This is a genomic window from Pseudomonas sp. LB1P83, assembly GCF_054897885.1.
On the sequence record NZ_CM142709.1, the window covers coordinates 5,075,717 to 5,096,020 of the forward strand.

Annotated in this window: 21 protein-coding genes and 1 other RNA gene; 5 read left to right on the top strand and 17 right to left on the bottom strand. The window is 59.0% G+C overall.

The genetic code is table 11. The annotated features are described in order from the left end of the window. Positions 1–3: 3 nt before the first annotated feature. The 9 genes from mraY to rsmI all read right to left on the bottom strand — a co-directional run bounded on the left by mraY (position 4) and on the right by rsmI (position 9,027). Positions 4–1,086 carry a phospho-N-acetylmuramoyl-pentapeptide-transferase gene (gene mraY / locus ACYZTY_RS23195; RefSeq protein ID WP_131059435.1) on the bottom strand — a complete coding sequence of 361 codons (1,083 nt, stop codon included), beginning with the start codon at positions 1,084–1,086 and terminating at the stop codon, positions 4–6. Next, positions 1,086–2,453: a UDP-N-acetylmuramoyl-tripeptide--D-alanyl-D-alanine ligase gene (locus ACYZTY_RS23200; protein WP_461955644.1), complete on the bottom strand. Its 1,368-nt coding sequence runs from the start codon at positions 2,451–2,453 to the stop codon at positions 1,086–1,088. The genes mraY and ACYZTY_RS23200 overlap by 1 nt, the downstream gene beginning before the upstream one ends. Further along, the gene (locus tag ACYZTY_RS23205) at positions 2,446–3,909 is read right to left on the bottom strand and encodes a UDP-N-acetylmuramoyl-L-alanyl-D-glutamate--2,6-diaminopimelate ligase (RefSeq protein WP_461955645.1); all 1,464 of its coding nucleotides are present in this window, start codon (positions 3,907–3,909) and stop codon (positions 2,446–2,448) included. The genes ACYZTY_RS23200 and ACYZTY_RS23205 overlap by 8 nt, the downstream gene beginning before the upstream one ends. Continuing rightward, complete coding sequence (locus ACYZTY_RS23210) at positions 3,909–5,648, bottom strand: peptidoglycan D,D-transpeptidase FtsI family protein (protein ID WP_461959383.1); 1,740 nt, start codon at positions 5,646–5,648, stop codon at positions 3,909–3,911. The genes ACYZTY_RS23205 and ACYZTY_RS23210 overlap by 1 nt, the downstream gene beginning before the upstream one ends. Next, entirely contained in the window at positions 5,648–5,941 is a 294-nt protein-coding gene (ftsL, locus tag ACYZTY_RS23215) for a cell division protein FtsL (RefSeq protein ID WP_461955646.1), read from the bottom strand. Before ftsL ends, ACYZTY_RS23210 begins: the two co-directional genes overlap by 1 nt. After that, the gene (gene rsmH, locus ACYZTY_RS23220) at positions 5,938–6,885 is read right to left on the bottom strand and encodes a 16S rRNA (cytosine(1402)-N(4))-methyltransferase RsmH (protein WP_461955647.1); all 948 of its coding nucleotides are present in this window, start codon (positions 6,883–6,885) and stop codon (positions 5,938–5,940) included. Before rsmH ends, ftsL begins: the two co-directional genes overlap by 4 nt. Next, entirely contained in the window at positions 6,882–7,337 is a 456-nt protein-coding gene (gene mraZ, locus ACYZTY_RS23225) for a division/cell wall cluster transcriptional repressor MraZ (RefSeq protein WP_008147486.1), read from the bottom strand. The genes rsmH and mraZ overlap by 4 nt, the downstream gene beginning before the upstream one ends. Positions 7,338–7,691: 354 nt before the next feature. Next, positions 7,692–8,045: RNase P RNA component class A (rnpB, locus tag ACYZTY_RS23230), an RNA gene on the bottom strand. A 76-nt stretch (positions 8,046–8,121) separates the two neighbouring features. Further along, positions 8,122–9,027, bottom strand: a complete 906-nt coding sequence (gene rsmI, locus ACYZTY_RS23235; RefSeq protein ID WP_165557428.1) for a 16S rRNA (cytidine(1402)-2'-O)-methyltransferase — start codon at positions 9,025–9,027, stop codon at positions 8,122–8,124. 175 nt (positions 9,028–9,202) lie between these two features. On the opposite strand from rsmI, the gene ACYZTY_RS23240 reads away from it, so the two are divergent. From ACYZTY_RS23240 to ACYZTY_RS23255, 4 genes are all read left to right on the top strand, one after another. Then, complete coding sequence (locus ACYZTY_RS23240; protein WP_461955648.1) at positions 9,203–11,014, top strand: penicillin-binding protein activator; 1,812 nt, start codon at positions 9,203–9,205, stop codon at positions 11,012–11,014. After that, a complete protein-coding gene (locus ACYZTY_RS23245; RefSeq protein WP_461955649.1) occupies positions 11,014–11,376 on the top strand; it encodes a YraN family protein in 363 nt (120 codons plus the stop codon). Before ACYZTY_RS23240 ends, ACYZTY_RS23245 begins: the two co-directional genes overlap by 1 nt. 104 nt (positions 11,377–11,480) lie before the next feature. Beyond that, the gene (locus ACYZTY_RS23250) at positions 11,481–12,074 is read left to right on the top strand and encodes a phosphoheptose isomerase (protein WP_008025961.1); all 594 of its coding nucleotides are present in this window, start codon (positions 11,481–11,483) and stop codon (positions 12,072–12,074) included. After that, positions 12,071–12,649: a BON domain-containing protein gene (locus ACYZTY_RS23255; protein ID WP_131059442.1), complete on the top strand. Its 579-nt coding sequence runs from the start codon at positions 12,071–12,073 to the stop codon at positions 12,647–12,649. The genes ACYZTY_RS23250 and ACYZTY_RS23255 overlap by 4 nt, the downstream gene beginning before the upstream one ends. A gap of 166 nt (positions 12,650–12,815) precedes the next feature. Here the strand turns inward: ACYZTY_RS23255 and ACYZTY_RS23260 are convergent, their stop codons facing one another. The 7 genes from ACYZTY_RS23260 to rplM form a co-directional block, all read right to left on the bottom strand. Further along, positions 12,816–13,229, bottom strand: coding sequence for a ClpXP protease specificity-enhancing factor (locus tag ACYZTY_RS23260; RefSeq protein ID WP_074880107.1), 414 nt, complete (start codon positions 13,227–13,229; stop codon positions 12,816–12,818). A gap of 16 nt (positions 13,230–13,245) precedes the next feature. Next, positions 13,246–13,863: a glutathione S-transferase N-terminal domain-containing protein gene (locus ACYZTY_RS23265; protein ID WP_027922678.1), complete on the bottom strand. Its 618-nt coding sequence runs from the start codon at positions 13,861–13,863 to the stop codon at positions 13,246–13,248. Between the two features lie 150 nt (positions 13,864–14,013). Then, entirely contained in the window at positions 14,014–14,796 is a 783-nt protein-coding gene (locus tag ACYZTY_RS23270) for a cytochrome c1 (protein WP_461955650.1), read from the bottom strand. Next, positions 14,796–16,007 carry a cytochrome b gene (locus ACYZTY_RS23275; RefSeq protein ID WP_461955651.1) on the bottom strand — a complete coding sequence of 404 codons (1,212 nt, stop codon included), beginning with the start codon at positions 16,005–16,007 and terminating at the stop codon, positions 14,796–14,798. Before ACYZTY_RS23275 ends, ACYZTY_RS23270 begins: the two co-directional genes overlap by 1 nt. Continuing rightward, a complete protein-coding gene (petA, locus tag ACYZTY_RS23280; RefSeq protein ID WP_007905300.1) occupies positions 16,007–16,600 on the bottom strand; it encodes a ubiquinol-cytochrome c reductase iron-sulfur subunit in 594 nt (197 codons plus the stop codon). Before petA ends, ACYZTY_RS23275 begins: the two co-directional genes overlap by 1 nt. Positions 16,601–16,867: 267 nt before the next feature. Continuing rightward, the gene (rpsI, locus tag ACYZTY_RS23285) at positions 16,868–17,260 is read right to left on the bottom strand and encodes a 30S ribosomal protein S9 (protein ID WP_003216038.1); all 393 of its coding nucleotides are present in this window, start codon (positions 17,258–17,260) and stop codon (positions 16,868–16,870) included. Positions 17,261–17,274: 14 nt separating this feature from the next. Beyond that, entirely contained in the window at positions 17,275–17,703 is a 429-nt protein-coding gene (gene rplM / locus ACYZTY_RS23290; RefSeq protein ID WP_007905295.1) for a 50S ribosomal protein L13, read from the bottom strand. A gap of 245 nt (positions 17,704–17,948) precedes the next feature. Between rplM and ACYZTY_RS23295 the strand changes: the two genes are divergently transcribed. Further along, complete coding sequence (locus ACYZTY_RS23295) at positions 17,949–18,989, top strand: NADP(H)-dependent aldo-keto reductase (RefSeq protein WP_461955652.1); 1,041 nt, start codon at positions 17,949–17,951, stop codon at positions 18,987–18,989. Between the two features lie 103 nt (positions 18,990–19,092). Here ACYZTY_RS23295 and ACYZTY_RS23300 read toward each other — a convergent pair whose 3' ends face one another. Next, on the bottom strand, positions 19,093–20,229 hold the full coding sequence (locus ACYZTY_RS23300; protein WP_461955653.1) for an acyl-CoA dehydrogenase family protein: 1,137 nt from the start codon (positions 20,227–20,229) through the stop codon (positions 19,093–19,095). Between the last annotated feature and the right edge of the window lie 75 nt (positions 20,230–20,304).

Genomic DNA, 20,304 nt, shown 5'->3' on the forward strand with positions numbered 1-20,304 from the left:
GTTCTACCTCAGCTTCAGGGTGGCAAGGCCGACCAATACGAGAATCACGGTGATGATCCAGAAACGGACGATCACGCGTGGCTCGGGCCAGCCCTTGAGTTCAAAGTGGTGGTGAATCGGCGCCATGCGGAACACTCGGCGACCGGTCAGCTTGAAAGAAGCAACCTGGATAACGACGGACAGGGTCTCCATCACGAACACGCCGCCCATGATGAACAGGACGATTTCCTGACGGACAATCACCGCGATGGTGCCAAGAGCCGCACCCAGCGCCAGTGCGCCGACGTCGCCCATGAAGACTTGTGCCGGGTAGGTGTTGAACCAGAGGAAACCCAGGCCCGCACCGATCAAGGCACCGCAGAACACGATCAATTCACCGGCGCCCGGTACGTAAGGGATCAGCAGGTATTCGGCGAATTTCACGTTACCCGACAGGTAGCAGAAGATCCCCAGCCCGCCGCCGACCATGACCGTCGGCATGATTGCCAGACCGTCGAGACCGTCAGTCAGATTCACCGCGTTGCTCGAGCCGACAATCACGAAATACGTCAGAACGACGAAGCCTATGCCCAGCGGAATGCTGTAGTCCTTGAGCATCGGCAGGATCAGGGTGGTTTCCACCGGCGTCGCAGCGGTCATATAAAGGAAGATCGCCGCGCCCAGGCCGAACACCGATTGCCAGAAATACTTCCAGCGGCTCGGCAAGCCACGGGAGTTCTTCTCGATGACTTTGCGGTAGTCGTCGACCCAGCCAATAGCGCCAAACAACAACGTCACCAGCAACACGGTCCAGACATAACGGTTGCTCAGGTCAGCCCAGAGCAAGGTGCTGACACCGATGGACGACAGAATCAGTGCGCCGCCCATGGTCGGAGTGCCCGACTTGGACAGGTGCGATTGTGGACCGTCGTTACGAACGGATTGACCGATTTGACGGTTCTGCAACGTGCGGATCATCCACGGGCCAAAGCACAGCGACAAAACCAGCGCGGTCAGCACACCGAGGATCCCGCGCAGGGTCAGGTACTGAAAGACCGCGAAGCCTTTGTAGAACTGTTGCAGATACTCCGCTAGCAGCAGCAGCATTAATGTTTCTCCAGGCTGGACCCGCACAAAGCGGCGACGATGTTTTCCATCGCAGCGCTGCGCGAGCCCTTGATCAAAATGGTGGTGTTTGTGTCTTGCTCGGCGCCCAGGGCCTTGATCAGCTCAGCCTGTGTGCTGAAGTGAAAGGCCTGGGGACCGAATGCCTTCACGGCGTGGGCCATCAGTGGCCCGACGGCGTACAGCGCAGAAACCTTGCCACGGGCGTACTCGCCCACATCGCGGTGGCCCTGCTCCGCCCAATCGCCCAGTTCGCCGATATCTCCGAGCACCAGAACGGTGCGGCCGGAAAAGCCGGCGAGTATATCAACGGCGGCGCACATGGAGGTGGGGTTCGCGTTGTACGTGTCATCGATCACGCGCATGCCATTGGTGGCCAGTTGCGCGACGGTGCGCCCCTTGACCGGTTGCACCGCACCGAGGCCGGTGGCAATGCCGAACAGCGACACGCCCAAGGCATGGGCGGCAGCAGCGGCGGCCATGGCATTGGCGACGTTATGGGTGCCGAGCAGGTTCAGTTGAACCCGTTCCACACCTTCAGGACTGTGCAGGTTGAAGGCCGGGCAACCGCGCGCATCGCGATCCAGATCGCTGGCGTAGAAGTCGGCGCTGACGTTGCTCAGGGCGAACGTCAGGACTTTGCGACCGGCAGCGCGGGTCTTCCAGATGTCGAACGCCTTGTCGTCAAGATTGAGCACGGCGACGCCATCGGCATCCAGCCCTTCAATGATCTCGCCCTTGGCTTCAACGATTTTTTCCGGCCCGCCGAACTCGCCGACGTGGGCGGTTCCGGCGTTGTTGAGCACGGCCACATGTGGCTTGGTCATGCCGACGGTGTAGGCAATTTCGCCCAGACGCGAAGCCCCGAGCTCGATCACGGCGGCGGTGTGCTCCGGCGCGAGTTCGAGCAGGGTCAGCGGCACGCCGAGGTCATTGTTCAAGTTGCCACGGGTCGCCAGCACAGGACCGCGCGTACGCAGGATGCTGGCGAGCATTTCCTTGACCGTGGTTTTACCGCTGGAACCGGTGATCGCTGCAACAGGGTTGGTAAACGCCGCACGGTTCATCGCACCCAGTTGGCCCAACGCCTGGCGGGTGTCCTTGACCAGCAATTGCGGCAGCGCGCTGTCGGCGACTTCACGCTCGACCAGTGCGGCGACCGCGCCTTTGCTGGCGACGTCGTTCAAATAGTCGTGACCGTCGAAACGTGGACCGGTCAGGGCAATAAACAGTTGGCCCGGCTTGATCGCGCGGCTGTCGATGCTGACGCCATCGAACGTAGCATCGGCCGCGATCAATTGTGCATTCAGTGCGCCGGTCAGCTCGCTCAGTTTCAAGGCTTTAAGCATGAGCCACCTCCCACGCGGTCAAGGCGTGATCGGCTTCGACCAGATCAGAGAAGTCGTGACGCTCGCCGTTGATTTCCTGATAGTCCTCGTGACCTTTGCCGGCCAGGACAATCACGTCATCCGCCGAAGCGCTGGCGATCAACTGGGCAATCGCCTGACCACGGCCAGCGACGAAAGTAACTTTATCCACAGCAGTGAAGCCGGCGCGGATGTCATCGAAAATAACTGCCGGGTCTTCGGTACGCGGATTGTCATCGGTCACCAGCACACCGTCGGCCAGACGTTCGACCACTTCCGCCATCAGCGGACGCTTGCCGCGATCACGATCACCGCCGCAGCCGAACAGGCATAGCAAGCGGCCTTTGGCGTGCGGACGCAGGGCCATCAATACTTTTTCCAGCGCATCCGGGGTGTGGGCGTAATCGACCACCACCAGCGGCTGGCTACCGCCGCCAAGACGCTGCATGCGACCGGCCGGGCCTTCAAGTTTCGGCAGGACCTTGAGGATTTCGTCCAGCGCGTAGTCCAGGCCAAGCAAGGCGCCGACCGCGGCCAGCGCGTTGCTCAGGTTGAAACGACCGAGCAAGGTGCTGCGCAAGTGGTGCTCGCCCTGAGGCGTGACCAGCGTGGCGCGCACGCCTTCGTCGTTGAACTGCGCTTCACGGCAATAGAGGTAGGCGCTCGAATCTTCAAGGCTGTAGGTGATCAGGCGCGACTCACGCTTGTCCGCAGCCAGCTGGCGGCCGAACTCGTCGTCGAGATTGATCACCCGGCACTTCAAATCGTTCCAGGCAAACAGCTTGGCCTTGGCTTCGCCGTAGGCTTGCATGGTGCCGTGGTAATCCAGGTGATCGCGGGACAGGTTGGTCATCACCGCCACATCAAACGCCAGCGCCGTGACGCGGCCTTGATCCAGACCGTGGGAAGACACTTCCATGGCCACAGCTTTGGCACCAGCCTTTTTCAGGTCAGCCAAGGTCGCTTGCACGGCAATCGGGTTCGGCGTGGTGTGCAGGCCACTTTCCAGCGCGCCGTAGAAACCGGTGCCCAGGGTGCCGACAATGCCGCAGTGTTGACCGAGCAGGTCCAAGGCTTGCGCGACCAATTGCGTCACGCTGGTTTTGCCGTTGGTGCCGGTTACACCGACCAGGTTCAGGTGCCGGCTCGGGTCGCCATAAAAGCGACCGGCGATGTCCGACAGCTGCGCCGCCAGGCCTTTGACCGGAATCAGCGGCGCATCAGTGATCGGCAATACCGTTGCGCCTTCAACCTCATAAGCCACGGCAGCAGCGCCGCGTTGCAAGGCATCGGCGATGTGCGCGCGACCGTCGTACTTGCCGCCAGGGACGGCGAGAAACAGATCACCAGCCCGCACGTTGCGGCTGTCCAGGGTCAGTTCGCGGATCAACAGATCGCGGCCGGCATGGGCAAAAATCTTGTTCAGGCTCAGAGACATTAGCCGCGCCCTCCATTGGCTTTCAGCGGAACGACCGGTGTGGCGTTAGCGGTTTGGGTCGGTGGCAGGTTGTCCGGCGTGATGTTCATCAGGCGCAGTGTCCCGGACATCACTTTGCTGAACACCGGCGCCGATACCAGACCACCGAAGTAACCGGCCTTGGTTGGCTCATCGATCACCACGACGATGGCATAGCGCGGATCGCTCATCGGGCCGAAGCCGGCGAACAGCGAACGGTAGGAATTCTCGGCGTAGCCTTTGGTGCCCACCGACGTCTTACGCGCAGTACCCGACTTGCCGCCCACGTGATACGCCGGCACTTGCGCACGGAATACACCGCGCGGGGCTTCGATCACTTGTTGCAGCATGGTTTGCATGGTTTTCGCGACAGCTTCCGGCAATACCTGTGTGGTTTGCGGCGCCTTGTCGGTTTTGATCAGGGTCAGCGGCGCGAGGCGACCATTGTTGGCCAGGGCCGAGAAGGCGTGGACCAACTGGATCGCGGTCACGGAAATACCGTATCCGTACGACAGCGTGGCGGTTTCAGCCTTGCGCCATTCGCGGTAGTTCGGCAGGTTGCCAACGCGTTCACCCGGGAAACCCAGGCCGGTGTCCTGGCCGAGGCCGACTTTTTGCGCCAGACGGAAAATCGTTTCGCCGCCGATATCGAAGGCAACCTTACTCATGCCGACGTTACTGGAGTTGATCAGAATACCAGTCAGGTCGAGCACCGGACCTTCGCTCTTGGATACGTCCTTGATGGTGTATTTACCAATCTGCAAGGTGCCCGGGTATACCTCGACGGTATCGGTCGGCTTCCAGCGCCCGGTTTCAATCGCGGCGCTCATGGAAATCGCTTTCATGGTCGAACCCGGTTCGAACACGTCGATCATCGCGCGGTTGCGCATCATCGCCGGCTGCAGGTTGCGACGGTTGTTGGGGTTGTAGGTCGGCTGGTTGACCATGGCGAGGATCTCGCCGGTCTTCACGTCCATGATCACCAGGCTGCCGGCCTTGGCGCCGTTCTCGATGATCGCGTTACGCAGCTCGCGGTTGGCCAGGTATTGCAGACGCAGGTCAATGGACAACGCCAAGGGCTTGCCGGCCTTGGCGTTTTTGGTGACCTGGACATCTTTGATCAGCCGGCCGCGCCGGTCCTTGATCACCTGTCGCTTGCCGGGGACACCGGCGAGCCATTCGTCGTAGGCAAGCTCGACGCCTTCGCGTCCGTGGTCATCGATGTCGGTAAAGCCGACCATGTGGGCGGTGACTTCGCCGGCCGGGTAGAAACGCCGGAACTCTTCGATGCCATAAACGCCCGGCACTTTCAGGTCGAGCACAGACTGGCCCTGCTCGGGGGTGAGCCCACGCACGAGATAGATGAATTCTTTGTTGGCCTGAGCTTCGAGACGTTCGGCCAGGGCTTTCGGGTCCTGCCCCAAGGCGGCCGCCAGTGCTGGCCACTTCTCTTTGGCCGTTTGCATTTCCTTGGCATTGGCCCAAAGGGTGGTGACTGGGGTACTCACAGCCAAAGGCTCGCCGTTACGGTCGGTGATCAGACCACGGTGAGCCGGAATCGGGATATGACGAACGCTGCGCGCATCGCCCTGACCTTTAAGAAAGGCACGGTCAACTACTTGCAGATCGATAATACGCCAGGCAATCGCCGCGACCATGACGCCGAGCAAACCCAGCACCAGGCGGAACCGCCATGGAAAGAGTGCGCCCTCGAGTTTCATCATGGCGCCACCATCTGCACTTCAGCGGCGCCAGGAATGCGCATCTTCAGTTGCTCGGTCGCCAGGACTTCGATACGGCTGTGGGCGGTCCAGGTGCTCTGCTCGAGAATCAACCGGCCCCACTCCGCCTGCGCCTTGTCGCGCACGCTCAACTCGGCGTACAGCGCGTTCAGCAACTGACGGTTCCAGTGAGCGCTGTACGACACGCCGATAGCCGACACGAGCACGCCGACAAACAGCAGCAGCATGAAAAAGCTGCCGCCGGGCAGTGGCTTGGCGAAAAGCTTGCTCACCGCAGCTTCTCCGCGACGCGCATGACGGCGCTGCGGGAACGTGGGTTGGCTTTGAGTTCGGCCTCGGAGGCGGACTGCGCTTTGCCATGGATTTTCATGATCGGTTCGAAAGCGACGTGACGGACCGGCAGGTTGCGCGGCAGGTTGTCGGCTTCGCCTTTCACCAGCTTGCGCATGAACAGTTTGACGATACGGTCTTCCAGCGAGTGGAAGCTGATGACGACCAGGCGGCCACCCACTTCCAGGCAGTCCAGCGCGGCTTCGAGGCCGGCTTCCAGATCGCCCAGTTCGTTGTTGACGTGAATGCGCAGGCCCTGGAACGCGCGGGTGGCAGGGTTTTTGCCCTTTTCCCATGCCGGGTTGGCGACTTTCAGGACTTCAGCCAGATCGGCCGTGCGCTCGAACGGCTTGATGTCGCGGCGCTCGGCCACGGCACGGGCCATGCGCCCGGAGAAACGCTCTTCGCCGTATTCCTTGAACACCCGGGCGATTTCTTCCGCCGGTGCGGTGTTGACGAATTCGGCAGCGCTGATCCCGCGGGACGGGTCCATGCGCATATCCAGCGGGCCGTCGTTGAGGAAACTGAAGCCGCGCTCAGGGTCGTCGAGTTGCGGCGAAGACACGCCCAGGTCGAGCAAAACACCGCTGACCTTGCCGTGCAGACCGCGTTCGGCCACTTCTGAACCGAGCTCGGCAAAGCTGCGTTGCACAACGACAAAGCGGCCGTCTTCGGCCGCTAGCGTTTGCCCGGTGGCAATCGCTTGAGGATCTTTGTCGAATCCGAGGACCCGACCATCGGGGCCGAGCTGGCTCAAGATCAACCGGCTATGCCCGCCGCGTCCGAACGTGCCGTCCAGATAGCAGCCATCAGGACGTACGGCGAGAGCCTCCACGGCTTCGTCAAGCAGTACGGTGATGTGGTTAAAGCCGCTATCAATAGTCACAGGATCAAATCACGCAGTTCATCAGGCATGGCGCCCGGTTGTTGAATAGCAGCCAGGTCAGCGGCAGAAACCGCGTCCCAGGCATCCTCGTCCCACAATTGGAACTTGTTCAGTTGGCCTACCAACATCGCGCGCTTATCCAACTTGGCATATTCACGAAGACGCGGTGGAACCAGAAAACGACCACTGCCATCGAGCTCGAGGTCGACGGCATTACCAATCAGTAAACGTTGCAGGCGGCGGTTTTCTTCGCGAAGCGAAGGCAGTGCGCGCAGTTTGGTTTCGATAATTTCCCACTCATCGAGCGGGTAAACACACAAACACGGATCAACGGCATCAATTGTGACGATCAACTGACCGGAACTACGCGAAACGAGCTCGTCACGGTACCGGCTCGGCATGGCGAGACGGCCCTTTGCATCGAGACTGATAGCGTTAGCTCCGCGAAACACGTCAGCGTTTCTCCAAATATTAGCGTTTTACGCTCAAAAAACCCACTTCATGCCACTTTCCGCCACTTGCGCACACTATAGGAATGCGGCTACCGCACCGTCAAGGCGCGGATTAAAGGAAAACCCTTACAGAACTGAGATTTAGGAGCGTAGGAGGAGGTGATTCGAGAATCTGGCAGATGAATTTGTCCGATAACTTGAATCAGCACAGAAGGCTGCGTTCGAAAGTTAAAGTAATTTGTTAAGAGTAAGATTTTTTCGGTATTACGAAAGTGTTCTGGCAACGATTCTGGAAGGAGGGATTTTGCTACTACCAGCGCCCTGCTCAATGATTAAAGCAGGGAGGGAAAAAAGGTGGAGAGTCGATCTGTAAGCCGGGTTCTGTCTTGAACAGTCATTCGTCTACGATGGCCATCACTGGACATCTTTAGCAACCTACCCGGTCCCAGCGCGGGCCACGCCTTGGGACCCTATTTGGTCTTGCTCCAAGTGGGGTTTACCTAGCCACGAACTGTTGCCAGACGTGCGGTGCGCTCTTACCGCACCTTTTCACCCTTACCGGCGCCGAAGCGCTTAGGCGGTTATTTTCTGTGGCACTTTCCGTAGGCTCACGCCTCCCAGGCATTACCTGGCACTTCGCCCTATGGAGCCCGGACTTTCCTCCCCCCCCTAATTTTCATAGAGGGCAGCGACTGTCCAATCGACTCTCCGCCGCGAAGGTTAACGGCAGAGCGGCCGAAGAACAAGCGCTAAACGCCCCAGGCCACTCCTGCGCGTCGGTTTTTTACTCGCCCTTCTGTTTATCCAGCGCAACCTGATAGAGCACATTCTTGCGTTCACCGGTAATTTGCGCCGCCAATGCCGCCGCACGCTTGAGCGGCATTTCTTCGAGCAACAGATTGAGGATGCGCATGGCTTCGCTGCTGACCGCGTCCTCGGTCTCGGGTGCCGACCAGCCTGCCACCAACACCACGCACTCGCCGCGCTGCTGATTGCTGTCCGACTCGACGAACTCACGCAACTCGGCCAACGGCAATCCTTTAAGGGTTTCGAAGGTTTTGGTCAATTCACGCGCCAGCAACGCCGGACGCTCGGGGCCGAACACCAACTCCATGTCTTGCAGGCATTCAAGGATGCGATGTGGCGCTTCATAGAAAATCAGCGTGCGCGGTTCTTCCTTGACCAGCTCCAGACGAGCGCGCCGGCCGACGGCCTTGGCCGGCAGAAAGCCTTCGAAGATGAAGCGGTCCGACGGCAGACCCGCCGCCGATAACGCCGCGATCAATGCACAAGCACCCGGGACCGGCACCACATTGATCCCGGCCGCACGGGCCTGACGCACCAGGTGATAACCCGGATCGGAAATCAACGGCGTGCCGGCATCGGAGATCAGCGCCACGTCGTCGCCCGCCAACAAACGGGTGATAAAGCGGCTGCCTTCATCTCGCTCGTTATGTTCATGACAGGCCGCCAGCGGCGTGGGAATGCCGAAATGCTGCATCAAGCGCTGGGAGTGACGAGTGTCTTCGGCGGCGATCAACGCGACGTCGCGCAGGATCTTCAGCGCACGTGCACTGATGTCGTCCAGGTTGCCGATGGGCGTCGCCACCACATAAAGCGAGCCAGCAGCGGAATTCAAAGCACCTGGAGCAGTCAAAGCGCACACCTCATGATCGGTAAAAGGCGACATTGTAGCGCGTAGCGGCGCTTGCGATCGCCCCGCCCTCCTCGGGTTTTTCAGGCGTTTGTGCAGCGTTGCAACATTTGCACGAGCTAAATTGATCGATTCACGCCAGTAACATCGCGCCCCGGCCAGTGCTTGGGTACAATTCCACGCTAATTTGATCGAGTATCAGGAACACTACATGATCGCTTGCCTGCGGCTGTTCACTGCCCTCTGCCTCGCTGCCTTGCTGGCGGCTTGCGCCAGCTCGCCCTCTTCCAGCCTTGGCGAACTTCCACGGACCCCGGACGCCAGTATCGAGCAACTGCTCGAACAGGCCGCTCAAAGCAAGGATCCGGAAAAAGCCTCGCTGTTGCGCCTGAGCGCGGCAGACCTGGCCTATCGTCAGGGTAATGCCGGTCAGTCCGCGCAAATCCTGCAACAGGTTCCGGTGGAACAACTCAAGCCCGGCCAACAAGTCTTCGCCAGCACCCTGGCGGCTGAATTGGCCATGACGCGCAATCAGCCCAAGGCGGCGCTGACTGCCTTGAGCCATCCGAGCCTGCAACGCCTGGACGAGTTGCCGGTCGAGCAACAGGTTCGCACTGGCACTGTCCATGCTCGCGCCCTTGAAGCCGACGGGCAGACGCTGGCCGCCGCACGGGAGCGCATCTTCATCGCGCCAATGCTCGAAGGTGAAGCGGCCGCCAAAAACCACGAGGCGATCTGGACCCTGGTCGCCTCGCTGCCGACCGACCAATTGCAGCCAACCACCACCGACGACCTCGGCGGCTGGATGGCTCTGGCGCTGGCCGTGAAAACCGCCGGCACCCTGGAACAGCAGCAGGCCGCTATCGACGCCTGGCGCGCCCAGAATCCTAAGCACCCGGCCGCCATTCAGCTGCCTCTGCCACTGACCAAACTCAAGGAACTGGCCAGCCAACCCCTGAGCAAGATCGCCCTGCTGCTGCCGCAAGACGGCCCACTGGCCTCGGTCGGCAAAGCACTGCGGGAAGGCTTCATGGCCGCTCACTACCAGGCTCAACAAGCCGGGCAGAAGCCGCCAGCCATTGAGTTCTATGACAGCTCGAAACTGACTTCTCTGGACGAGTTCTACCGCAAGGCCCAGGCCGACGGCGTGCAACTGGTGGTTGGCCCGCTGGAAAAACCGCTGGTCAAACAGCTGAGTGCTCGCCCACAACTGCCGATCACTACCCTGGCCCTGAACTACAGCGAAGGCGAACAAGGTCCGGCTCAGCTGTTCCAGTTTGGACTGGCCGCTGAAGATGAAGCCCGCGAAGTGTCTCGTCGTGCTCGCGCCGACGGCCTGCAACGTGCCGCCATCATGGTGCCGAAAGGCGAATGGGGCGATCGCGTGATGCGAGCGTTCAGCCAGGACTGGCAAGCCAACGGCGGCAGCATCGTCGCCACCGAACGCGTTGACCAACCGGTTCAACTGGCTCAGCAGATTGCCGACATGTTCCAGCTGCGTCAGAGCGAAGGTCGCGCCAAGAGCCTGCAAAGCACCGTTGGCTCGCAGGTAGCAGCCCAGCCTTCGCGTCGTCAGGACATCGAGTTCATCTTCCTGGCTGCGACTCCGCAACAGGCCCAGCAGATCAAACCGACTTTGAACTTCCAGTACGCGGGCGATGTGCCGGTTTACGCCACCTCCCACGTTTTCAGTGCCAGCGGTGACGTCAATCAGTACAACGACATGAACGGCATCCGTTTCTGCGAAACCCCGTGGTTGCTGGACGCCAATGATCCGCTGCGCAAACAGGTCACCGCACAATGGCCACAAGCCGCCGGCAGCCTGGGCCGCCTGTACGCGATGGGCGTGGATGCGTATCGCCTGGCGCCGCGACTGGGGCAACTCAAGGCGCTGCCGGACAGCCGCATTGAAGGCCAGTCGGGCAGTCTGGGCATGACTCAGAACCAGCGCGTGGTGCGGCAGTTGCCGTGGGCACAGTTCGTCAGCGGTCAGGTTCAACGCCTTCCGGATACCCCGCGCTGATGCCTGACAGGTCACGTCAGCAAAGCGGTAAAGATGCCGAGCGCCATGCGCTCGAGCATCTTCAACAACAGGGTCTGCGCCTGCTGGCGCAGAACTGGTTGTGTAAACGCGGCGAGCTTGATCTGGTCATGCTTGATGGCGATACAGTAGTATTCGTTGAAGTCCGCTACAGAAAAAACACCCAATGGGGTGGAGCGCTCGACAGCATCGATGGGCGCATACGGCAGAAACTGATTTTCGCCGCGCAGTATTTTCTTCAGCGCGAGTCACGTTGGGCCAATTCCCCCTGCCGCTTCGACGTGGTTGCCATCGACAGCAACCTCGATCAGTTGAACTGGTTGCAGAATGCCTTCGACAGCTGATCGCGTGTGCCCCGAAGCGGACACCTTTACCCAACACTTTTGCTCTTTGCTTTGCGGGCTGCACATTCATGTGCCGAGTAGCCGCGCTAATTAAGGTCACACAGATGGACATGCAATCCCGAATTCGCCAGCTTTTTCAGGCCAGTATCGACACCAAGCAAATGGCGATGGACGTACTTGCACCGCACATCGAGCAAGCCAGCCAGGTGATGGTCAACGCCCTGCTCAATGAGGGCAAAATGCTGTCCTGCGGCAACGGCGGCTCCGCCGGTGACGCCCAGCACTTTTCGTCCGAACTGCTCAACCGCTTCGAGCGCGAACGTCCGAGCCTGCCCGCCATTGCGCTGACCACTGACAGCTCGACGATCACCTCGATCGCCAACGACTACAGCTACAACGAAATCTTCTCCAAACAGATCCGCGCCCTTGGCCAGCCGGGCGACGTATTGCTGGCAATTTCCACCAGCGGCAACTCAGCGAACATTATTCAAGCGATCCAGGCCGCACATGATCGCGAAATGATTGTCGTAGCATTGACCGGTCGCGATGGCGGCGGCATGGCGTCGCTGCTATTGCCTGAGGACGTCGAGATTCGCGTACCGGCCAACGTCACCGCACGTATTCAGGAAGTCCACCTGCTGGCGATCCATTGCCTTTGCGATTTGATCGACAGCCAACTGTTCGGGAGTGAAGAATGACCCCTAATCGCCTAGGCCTTCTGGCCTTGACCCTGTGCCTCGGCATCAGCGGCTGCACCTCGGTGGTGAACGCCAGTCGTGAAGCGCCGATTGAAGATGACCGCGGTACGCGCACCTTCGGCAGCAAGATCGACGACTCCCTGATCGACACCAAGGTCGGCGTGAACGTCGCCAAGGCCGATCCGGCCCTGGACAATGACTCACACATCGTCGTCACCAGCTTCAACGGTGTCGTGCTGCTTGCCGGGCAAACGCCGACCGCAGACCTCAAGGCCAAGGCCGAACAGGCTGCTTCCGCCGTCCAGCGCGTTAAGAAGGTTCATAACGAACTGCAGGTCCTGCCACCCTCCGGCTTCCTTGCTCGCCAGAACGACACCTGGCTGACCTCCAAGATCAAGACCCAGATGCTTACCGACCCGAACATCCCGGGTTCGCGCATCAAGGTCGTCACCGAGAACGGCATCGTTTACTTGCTGGGGTTGTTGACCAAGCAGGAAGCGGCGCAGGCTACCAATCTGGTGCAGAGCGTTTCCGGTGTGCAGAAGATTGTGAAGTTGTTTGAGTACATTGACTGATATCTGCTGACCGGTGATGGCGACCCTTGAGATCGCCATTGACCTGTAGGAGCCAGGCTTGCCGGCGAAGGCGATTTCGAAGACGCCTTCGCCGGCAAGTCGGATCGCCGCACCGCTGGCTCCTACACGTAATAAAAAAGGCGATCCTTGCGGATCGCCTTTTTTATTACTTCACCACTTTCAAACTGGGTCGACCGCTGGGACGCGGCGGCTCGCTGTCGGGTGGCGGAATATCATCATCCGGCTCGATCTCTTCGTCGTCTTCCATAGGCGATTCCAGATCGAACACCATGCCCTGACCATTCTCCCGGGCGTAAATACCCAGGATCGATGCAATAGGCACGTACAGGGTGTGTGGCACGCCACCGAAGCGCCCTTCGAAGCTGACCGCCTCGTTGTCCATGTGCAGATGACGCACGGCAGCCGGTGATACGTTCAGGACAATCTGTCCGTCACTGGCAAAACCCTGAGGCACCTGCACCGACGGATACTCGGAATTGACCAGCATGTGCGGGGTGCAATCGTTGTCCACAATCCACTCATAGAGCGCGCGGACCAGATAAGGTCGACTGGAGTTCATAGCGGCTCCTTAAGCCTTAGCGCATATCGCGTTCGACGCCAGACAGACTCGCCTGGAAAGCCTCACGCGCAAACGAGCGCTCCATGTAATCAAGCAGCGGCTTGGCAGGCCGCGGCAGTTCAATACCCAAAATCGGCAAACGCCAGAGTATTGGCAATAGGCAGCAATCCACCAGACTTTGTTCCTCACTGAGGAAAAACGGCTTGTCGGCGAACAACGGCGACACGCCAGTCAGGCTTTCACGCAACTCTTTACGAGCCACGACGCGGGCGGCTTCCTTGGTCTTCGAATCCAGGATCAGATCCACCAGACCACACCAGTCACGCTGAATACGATGAATCAGCAGACGGCTGTTGGCACGCGCCACAGGATAAACCGGCAGCAAGGGCGGGTGCGGGTAACGCTCATCCAGATATTCCATCACCACGGTCGACTCCCACAACGCCAGGTCACGATCGACCAGGGTGGGCAGGCTTCCGTAAGGGTTCACTTCAATCAGTTTAGGCGGCTGGCGACCAGCTTCCACGTAAATGATCTCTGCGCTGACACCCTTCTCTGCAAGTACGATGCGCACTCGGTGGGAATAGTGGTCGGCGGGGTCGGAGTAACAGGCCAACCGATTGGTCACGCCCATGGCGGTCCTCCTCGCTTGTTGAAATTATCGGAAACGGAAAAACGCACACGCCCAGAGGACGCCTCCCGTAACGTCTGGCTGGCCAGACTCGTTACACCTTCAGAGACGCCCCTGGGCGCGTGCGATTAACAGCAATTGCTTACAGCTTTATCAATGGACGTCTTTCCAGTATTCACGCTTGAGCAAGTAAGCGAATACGAAGAAGAACGCCAGGTACAGCAACACATAGGTACCGATGCGCTGATGCTGCAGCTTCACCGGGTTGGCCGAGTAGGCCAGGAAGGTCACCAGATTCTTGACCTTCTCGTCGAACTGCTCTGCGTTCAGCGTGCCGGTTTTTGGCACCACGGTCAGCTGGTCACACGCCTCATGAGTCAGAGCCGTACCGGTCAGCGGATCGTATTGCTTCTTGCCGTCTTCGACGATTTGAACTTGTTTGCAGCCTACCACCTGACGGCCTTGCAGGCCGACCAGAACGTTAGGCATCCCGACGTTCGGGAAGACCTTGTTGTTCACGCCCCAGGGACGCGATGGGTCTTCATAGAACGAACGCAGGTAACCGTAGAGCCAGTCAGTACCACGAACGCGAGCAACCAGGGTCAGGTCGGGCGGAGCCGCACCGAACCAGGTCTTGGCGTCTGCCGGCTGCATGCCGATGTTCATGTGATCGCCGATCTTGGCACCAGTGAACACCAGCTTCGACAGCATCAGGTCATGCGGGATGCCGAGGTCATCGGCGACACGCTCGTATCGCTGGAACTTGGCGCTGTGGCAGCCCATGCAGTAGTTGGCGAACGTACGCGCGCCATCCTGCATCGCCGCTTTGTCAGAAACGTCGATGTCGACCTTTTCCAGCTCAGGAGCACCCGCTGTCGACGCGAACGAGAACACAGGCATGGCAGCAAGAATCAGTACAGCAAATAGCTTTTTCATCAGCCAGTCACCCTTTCCGGAACCGGTTTGGTCTTCTCGAGCCTGGTGTAGAACGGCATCAGAATGAAGTAGGCGAAGTACAGGAAAGTACATACCTGCGACAGCAACGTACGACCTGGAGTCGGAGCCAGAACACCCAGCACACCCAGGATCACGAACGAGATGCAGAATACCCAGAGCCAGATCTTGCTCATCCAGCCTTTGTAGCGCATCGACTTGACGGGGCTGCGATCCAGCCACGGCAGGACGAACAGCACAGCGATGGCCGCGCCCATGGCGATTACGCCCAGGAGCTTGTCCGGAACCGCCCGCAGAATCGCGTAGAACGGTGTGAAGTACCAGACCGGTGCGATGTGCTCAGGAGTCTTGAAGGCGTTCGCCACTTCAAAGTTCGGCTTCTCGAGGAAGTAGCCGCCCATTTCCGGGAAGAAGAACACGATCGAGCAGAAGATAAACAGGAACACCACTACGCCGACGATATCTTTCACGGTGTAGTACGGGTGGAAGGCAATGCCATCCAGCGGTACGCCGTTTTCGTCTTTGTATTTCTTGATGTCGACGCCGTCCGGGTTGTTCGAGCCGACTTCGTGCAACGCCAGAACGTGCAGCACCACCAGACCGAGAATCACGATCGGCAGGGCAACAACGTGCAGGGCGAAGAAGCGGTTCAGGGTAATACCGGAAATCAGGTAGTCACCACGGATCCACTGGGTCAGGTCGTTACCGATGACCGGGATCGCACCGAACAGCGAGATGATCACCTGAGCCCCCCAGTAGGACATCTGGCCCCACGGCAGCAGGTAACCCATGAAGGCTTCAGCCATCAGCGCCAGGTAGATCAGCATGCCGAAGACCCACACCAGCTCACGCGGCTTCTGGTACGAACCGTAGAGCAAGCCACGGAACATGTGCAGATAAACCACGATGAAGAACATCGAAGCGCCGACCGCGTGCAACATACGCAGGATCGAGCCGTGCTCGACATCGCGCATGATGTATTCGACGGAGGCGAATGCTTCTTCCGCTGACGGGGTGTAGCTCATGGTCAGCCAGACACCGGTAACGATCTGGTTGACCAGAACGAGCAGTGCCAGGGAGCCAAAGAAATAGAAGAAGTTGAAGTTCTTCGGGGCATAGTACTTGCTGAGATGGTCTTCCCACATTTTAGTGGCGGGAAAGCGCGCATCAACCCAATCCATGAACTTGCTCATCACGCTTTCTCCGTATCGACGCCAATGACAATGATGTCATCGGTCTCATAGGAATGCGGGGGAACTGGCAGGTTCAAAGGCGCAGGTTGCGACTTGTAGACGCGGCCAGCCAGATCGTAGTGGGAACCGTGGCAAGGGCAGAAATAACCACCTACCCAGTCCTTGCCCAGATCCGCAGGTGCCACTTCTGGACGGAAGGTCGGCGAGCAACCCAGGTGCGTGCAGATACCGATCAGCAGCAGAACTTCTGGCTTGATCGAACGCGTTTCCGGGTCGACATAGGTCGGTTGTGTCGAGTTCTTGGAGGTCGGGTCAGACAGCTGGCCCTCGATCTTTTTCAGATTGCCCAGGATTTCCTCGGTACGGCGGACAATGAACACCGGCTGACCGCGCCACTCAGCAATCATCTGCTGACCTGGTTCGATTTTGCTGACATTCACTTTCACCGGTGCACCTGCGGCTTTCGCCTTGGCACTGGGAAACCATGACCCCACGAACGGGACCGCAGCCCCCACCGCTCCTGCAGCACCCACCACGGATGTGGCTGCTACCAAGAAGCGACGCCGGCCTGCATTCACGCCGTCATTGCTCATTCAGTCCTCTCCCATCAGCTTTGTGGCCTGTTAAATCAGGCGTCTACTAAGTAAAAATCTGAACTTATAAAAATTTTGCCGAATGGTAATGAAAAGCCCCAATTCTGACAAGGTAATTACCGAGGGGCTCCACTGCCAAGCCTTGCAGTATAGGGCTTCTACGGCTGTGGCAAGTTGTCACAGAGCAATTCTTTGATAAATCGCGCCCATAAAAAAACGCCCAGCTTCGCGAGGAAACTGGGCGTTCTTTTTGAACGCGAAAGCGAATTAACGCTTCGAGTACTGCGGACGCTTACGCGCTTTACGCAGACCAACTTTCTTACGTTCAACTTCACGAGCATCGCGAGTAACGAAGCCAGCTTTGCGCAGAGCGCCACGCAGGGTTTCGTCGTACTGCATCAGTGCGCGAGTGATACCGTGGCGGATTGCGCCAGCTTGACCACTTACACCACCACCGATCACGGTGACGTAGATGTCGAATTTCTCGACAGTCTCAGTCAGTTCCAGCGGCTGACGAACTACCATGCGGGCAGTTTCGCGGCCGAAGAAATTTTCCAGGGTGCGGTTGTTGATGGAGATGTTACCAGTACCCGGACGCAGGAAAACGCGTGCGGTTGCGGTCTTGCGACGGCCAGTGCCGTAATTTTGAGTCGCCGACATAATGAACTATTCCGTTAAAACTTCAGTTCTTGGGGCTGCTGAGCAGTATGAGGGTGTACAGCGCCCGCATAGACTTTCAGCTTACGATACATGTCGCGACCCAGCGGGTTCTTAGGCAGCATGCCCTTGACCGCGGTCTCGATCACGCGCTCAGGGGCTTTAGCGATCAGCTTTTCGAAGTTGATCGACTTGATGCCGCCCGGGAAACCGGAGTGGGAGTAGTAGATTTTGTCGGTGGTTTTAGCACCGGTTACACGAATCTGCTCGGCATTGATAACGACGATGTAATCGCCGGTGTCAACGTGAGGAGTGTACTCAGCTTTATGCTTGCCACGCAGACGGCTCGCGATTTCGGTGGCCAGACGACCCAGGGTCTGACCTGCAGCGTCGACGACAAACCAGTCGCGCTGTACTGTTTCCGGTTTAGCAGTAAAAGTTTTCATTCTTTATAGCCTCAGGGGCCGCCCTGTAAATTAGACGGCGGATCTTACTGAATAGTGCGTACTTTGACAAGTCAAAGGCAGCCGGATACAGACGCTTTCGGGGGCTCGGGTCGGCGCGTCCGTTCAACGGCAAGATTCTTCGGCGGCGGCGCATCACTTCCACTGCAGAAAGAGGTGCGCAATTATGCAGATTGCGAAAAATATTTCAACCTGCTTTTATGATTGTTTTGCCCAAGGAGCGCCCGATGGACTATCGCCAGCTAGGCCGAACCAATCTGAACGTGAGTGCCCTCTGCCTCGGAACCATGACCTGGGGCGAGCAAAACACTGAATCTGAAGCCTTCGCACAGATTGAACGAGCCAAGAGCGCCGGGATCAATTTCATCGACACCGCCGAGATGTACCCGGTGCCGCCGAAGGCCGAAACCTACGCCACCACCGAACGCTACATCGGCAATTACTTCAAAAGTCGCGGTGATCGCGCCGACTGGATCCTGGCGAGCAAGATCGCCGGCCCCGGCAACACCATCGATTACATCCGAGACAAAAACCTGCGTCACAACCGCCAGCACATCACCGAAGCCGTGGACGCGAGCCTCAAGCGCCTGCAAACCGACTACATCGACCTCTATCAGCTGCACTGGCCGGAACGCAGCACCAACTTCTTTGGCCAACTGGGCTACAAACACAAGATCGAAGCCAACCTGACGCCGCTGGAGGACACCCTCGAAGCGCTGGACGAGCAGGTCAAGGCCGGCAAGATTCGCCACATCGGCCTGTCCAATGAAACGCCGTGGGGCACCATGCGCTTCCTCGCCCTGGCCGAAGCCCGTGGCTGGCCGCGCGCGGTGTCGATCCAGAACCCGTACAACCTGCTCAACCGCAGCTTCGAAGTCGGCCTGGCGGAAATCGCCATCCGCGAACAATGCGGCCTGCTCGCCTATTCGCCGCTGGCGTTCGGTTTCCTGTCGGGCAAGTACGAAGGTGGCGCCCGTCCCCCAAAAGGTCGCCTGAGTCTCTACAGCCGCTTCAGCCGCTATTTCAACCCACAGTCGGAAGCTGCGTGCAGTCGTTATGTAGCACTGGCCCGTGAACACGGTCTGGACCCGGCGCAGATGGCGTTGGCGTTTGTCACTCAACAGCCGTTTGTGACCAGCAACATCATCGGCGCGACCACCATGGAGCAGCTTGAAAGCAATTTAGCGAGTTTCGAGCTGAAACTTACCGATGAAGTGTTGGCGGGTATTGAGGTGATTCACAAGGATCACCCGAATCCTGCACCTTGATTGATTCATAGGCCCATTCGCGGGCAAGCCACGCTCCCACAGGTATGTGATTTCCTGTGGGAGCGTGGCTTGCCCGCGATGGCGTCAGCCCAGTCACTGCAAATTACAGCGACCGCGCAATAATCTCCTTCATGATTTCATTGGTCCCCGCATAAATCCGCTGCACCCGCGCATCCGCCCACGCCCGGGCGATCGGGTATTCCCACATGAACCCGTAACCGCCATGCAGCTGCACGCATTCGTCGAGCACCTTGCATTGCAGGTCGGTGCCCCAGTACTTGGCCATCGCTGCCGTCGGCACATCCAGCTTGCCTAGCAGATGCAGCTCCAGGCAGCGATCCACGAACACCCGGCCGATCTGGATTTCAGTCGCCATTTCCGCCAGCTTGAAGCGAGTGTTCTGGAAGTCGGCAATCGCCTTGCCGAACGCCTTGCGCTCACGGGTGTAATCCAGCGTCCATTTCAGCGCGGCTTCGGCCGACGCAAGCCCGCCAATGGCGACAGTGAGGCGCTCCTGGGGCAATTCCTGCATCAGGTAAGCGAAGCCCATTCCGGCTTGCCCCAACAGGTTTTCCTTCGGTACCCGCACATCCTGGAAGAACAGCTCCGAAGTGTCCTGAGCCTTCATGCCGACCTTTTCCAGGCGCTTGCCTTTGTCGAAGCCCGGCGTATTGGCCTCGACCAGAAACAGACTGGTGCCCTTCGCGCCTGCCTTCGGATCCGTCTTGGCCACGACAATCACCAGATCAGCCAGATAGCCGTTGGTGATGAACGTCTTGGACCCATTGATCACGTACTCGTCGCCATCCAGCACGGCGGTGGTTTTCACCCCTTGCAAGTCGGAACCGGCGCCCGGCTCGGTCATGGCAATGGCTGTCACCATCTCGCCGGAGACCAGTTTCGGCAGGTATTTGTGCTTCAGCGCTTCACTGCCGTAATGCAGGATGTACGGCGCCACAATGTCCGAATGCAGAGAAAAACCAATGCCGGTCAGGCCGAGACGACCGACCTCTTCGATCACCACCGCGCTGTAGAGAAAATCCGCCCCCAGCCCGCCGTACTCCTCCGGCAGGTGCGAGCAGAGCATCCCCGCCTCCCCTGCCTTGTTCCAGAGTTTACGGTCGATATAGCCTTGCTTTTCCCATTGCCCATGGAACGGCACGGCCTCTTTTTCGAGGAACGTTCGCACGCTGTCGCGAAACAATTCGTGCTCGGAACTGAACAAGGTTCTGGGGATCATGCGGCACCTGTCGTTAATTGTTAGAAGGAGTTGACCTTCAGAGACTAAGCCTCGCATCCGATACAGGACACTGGA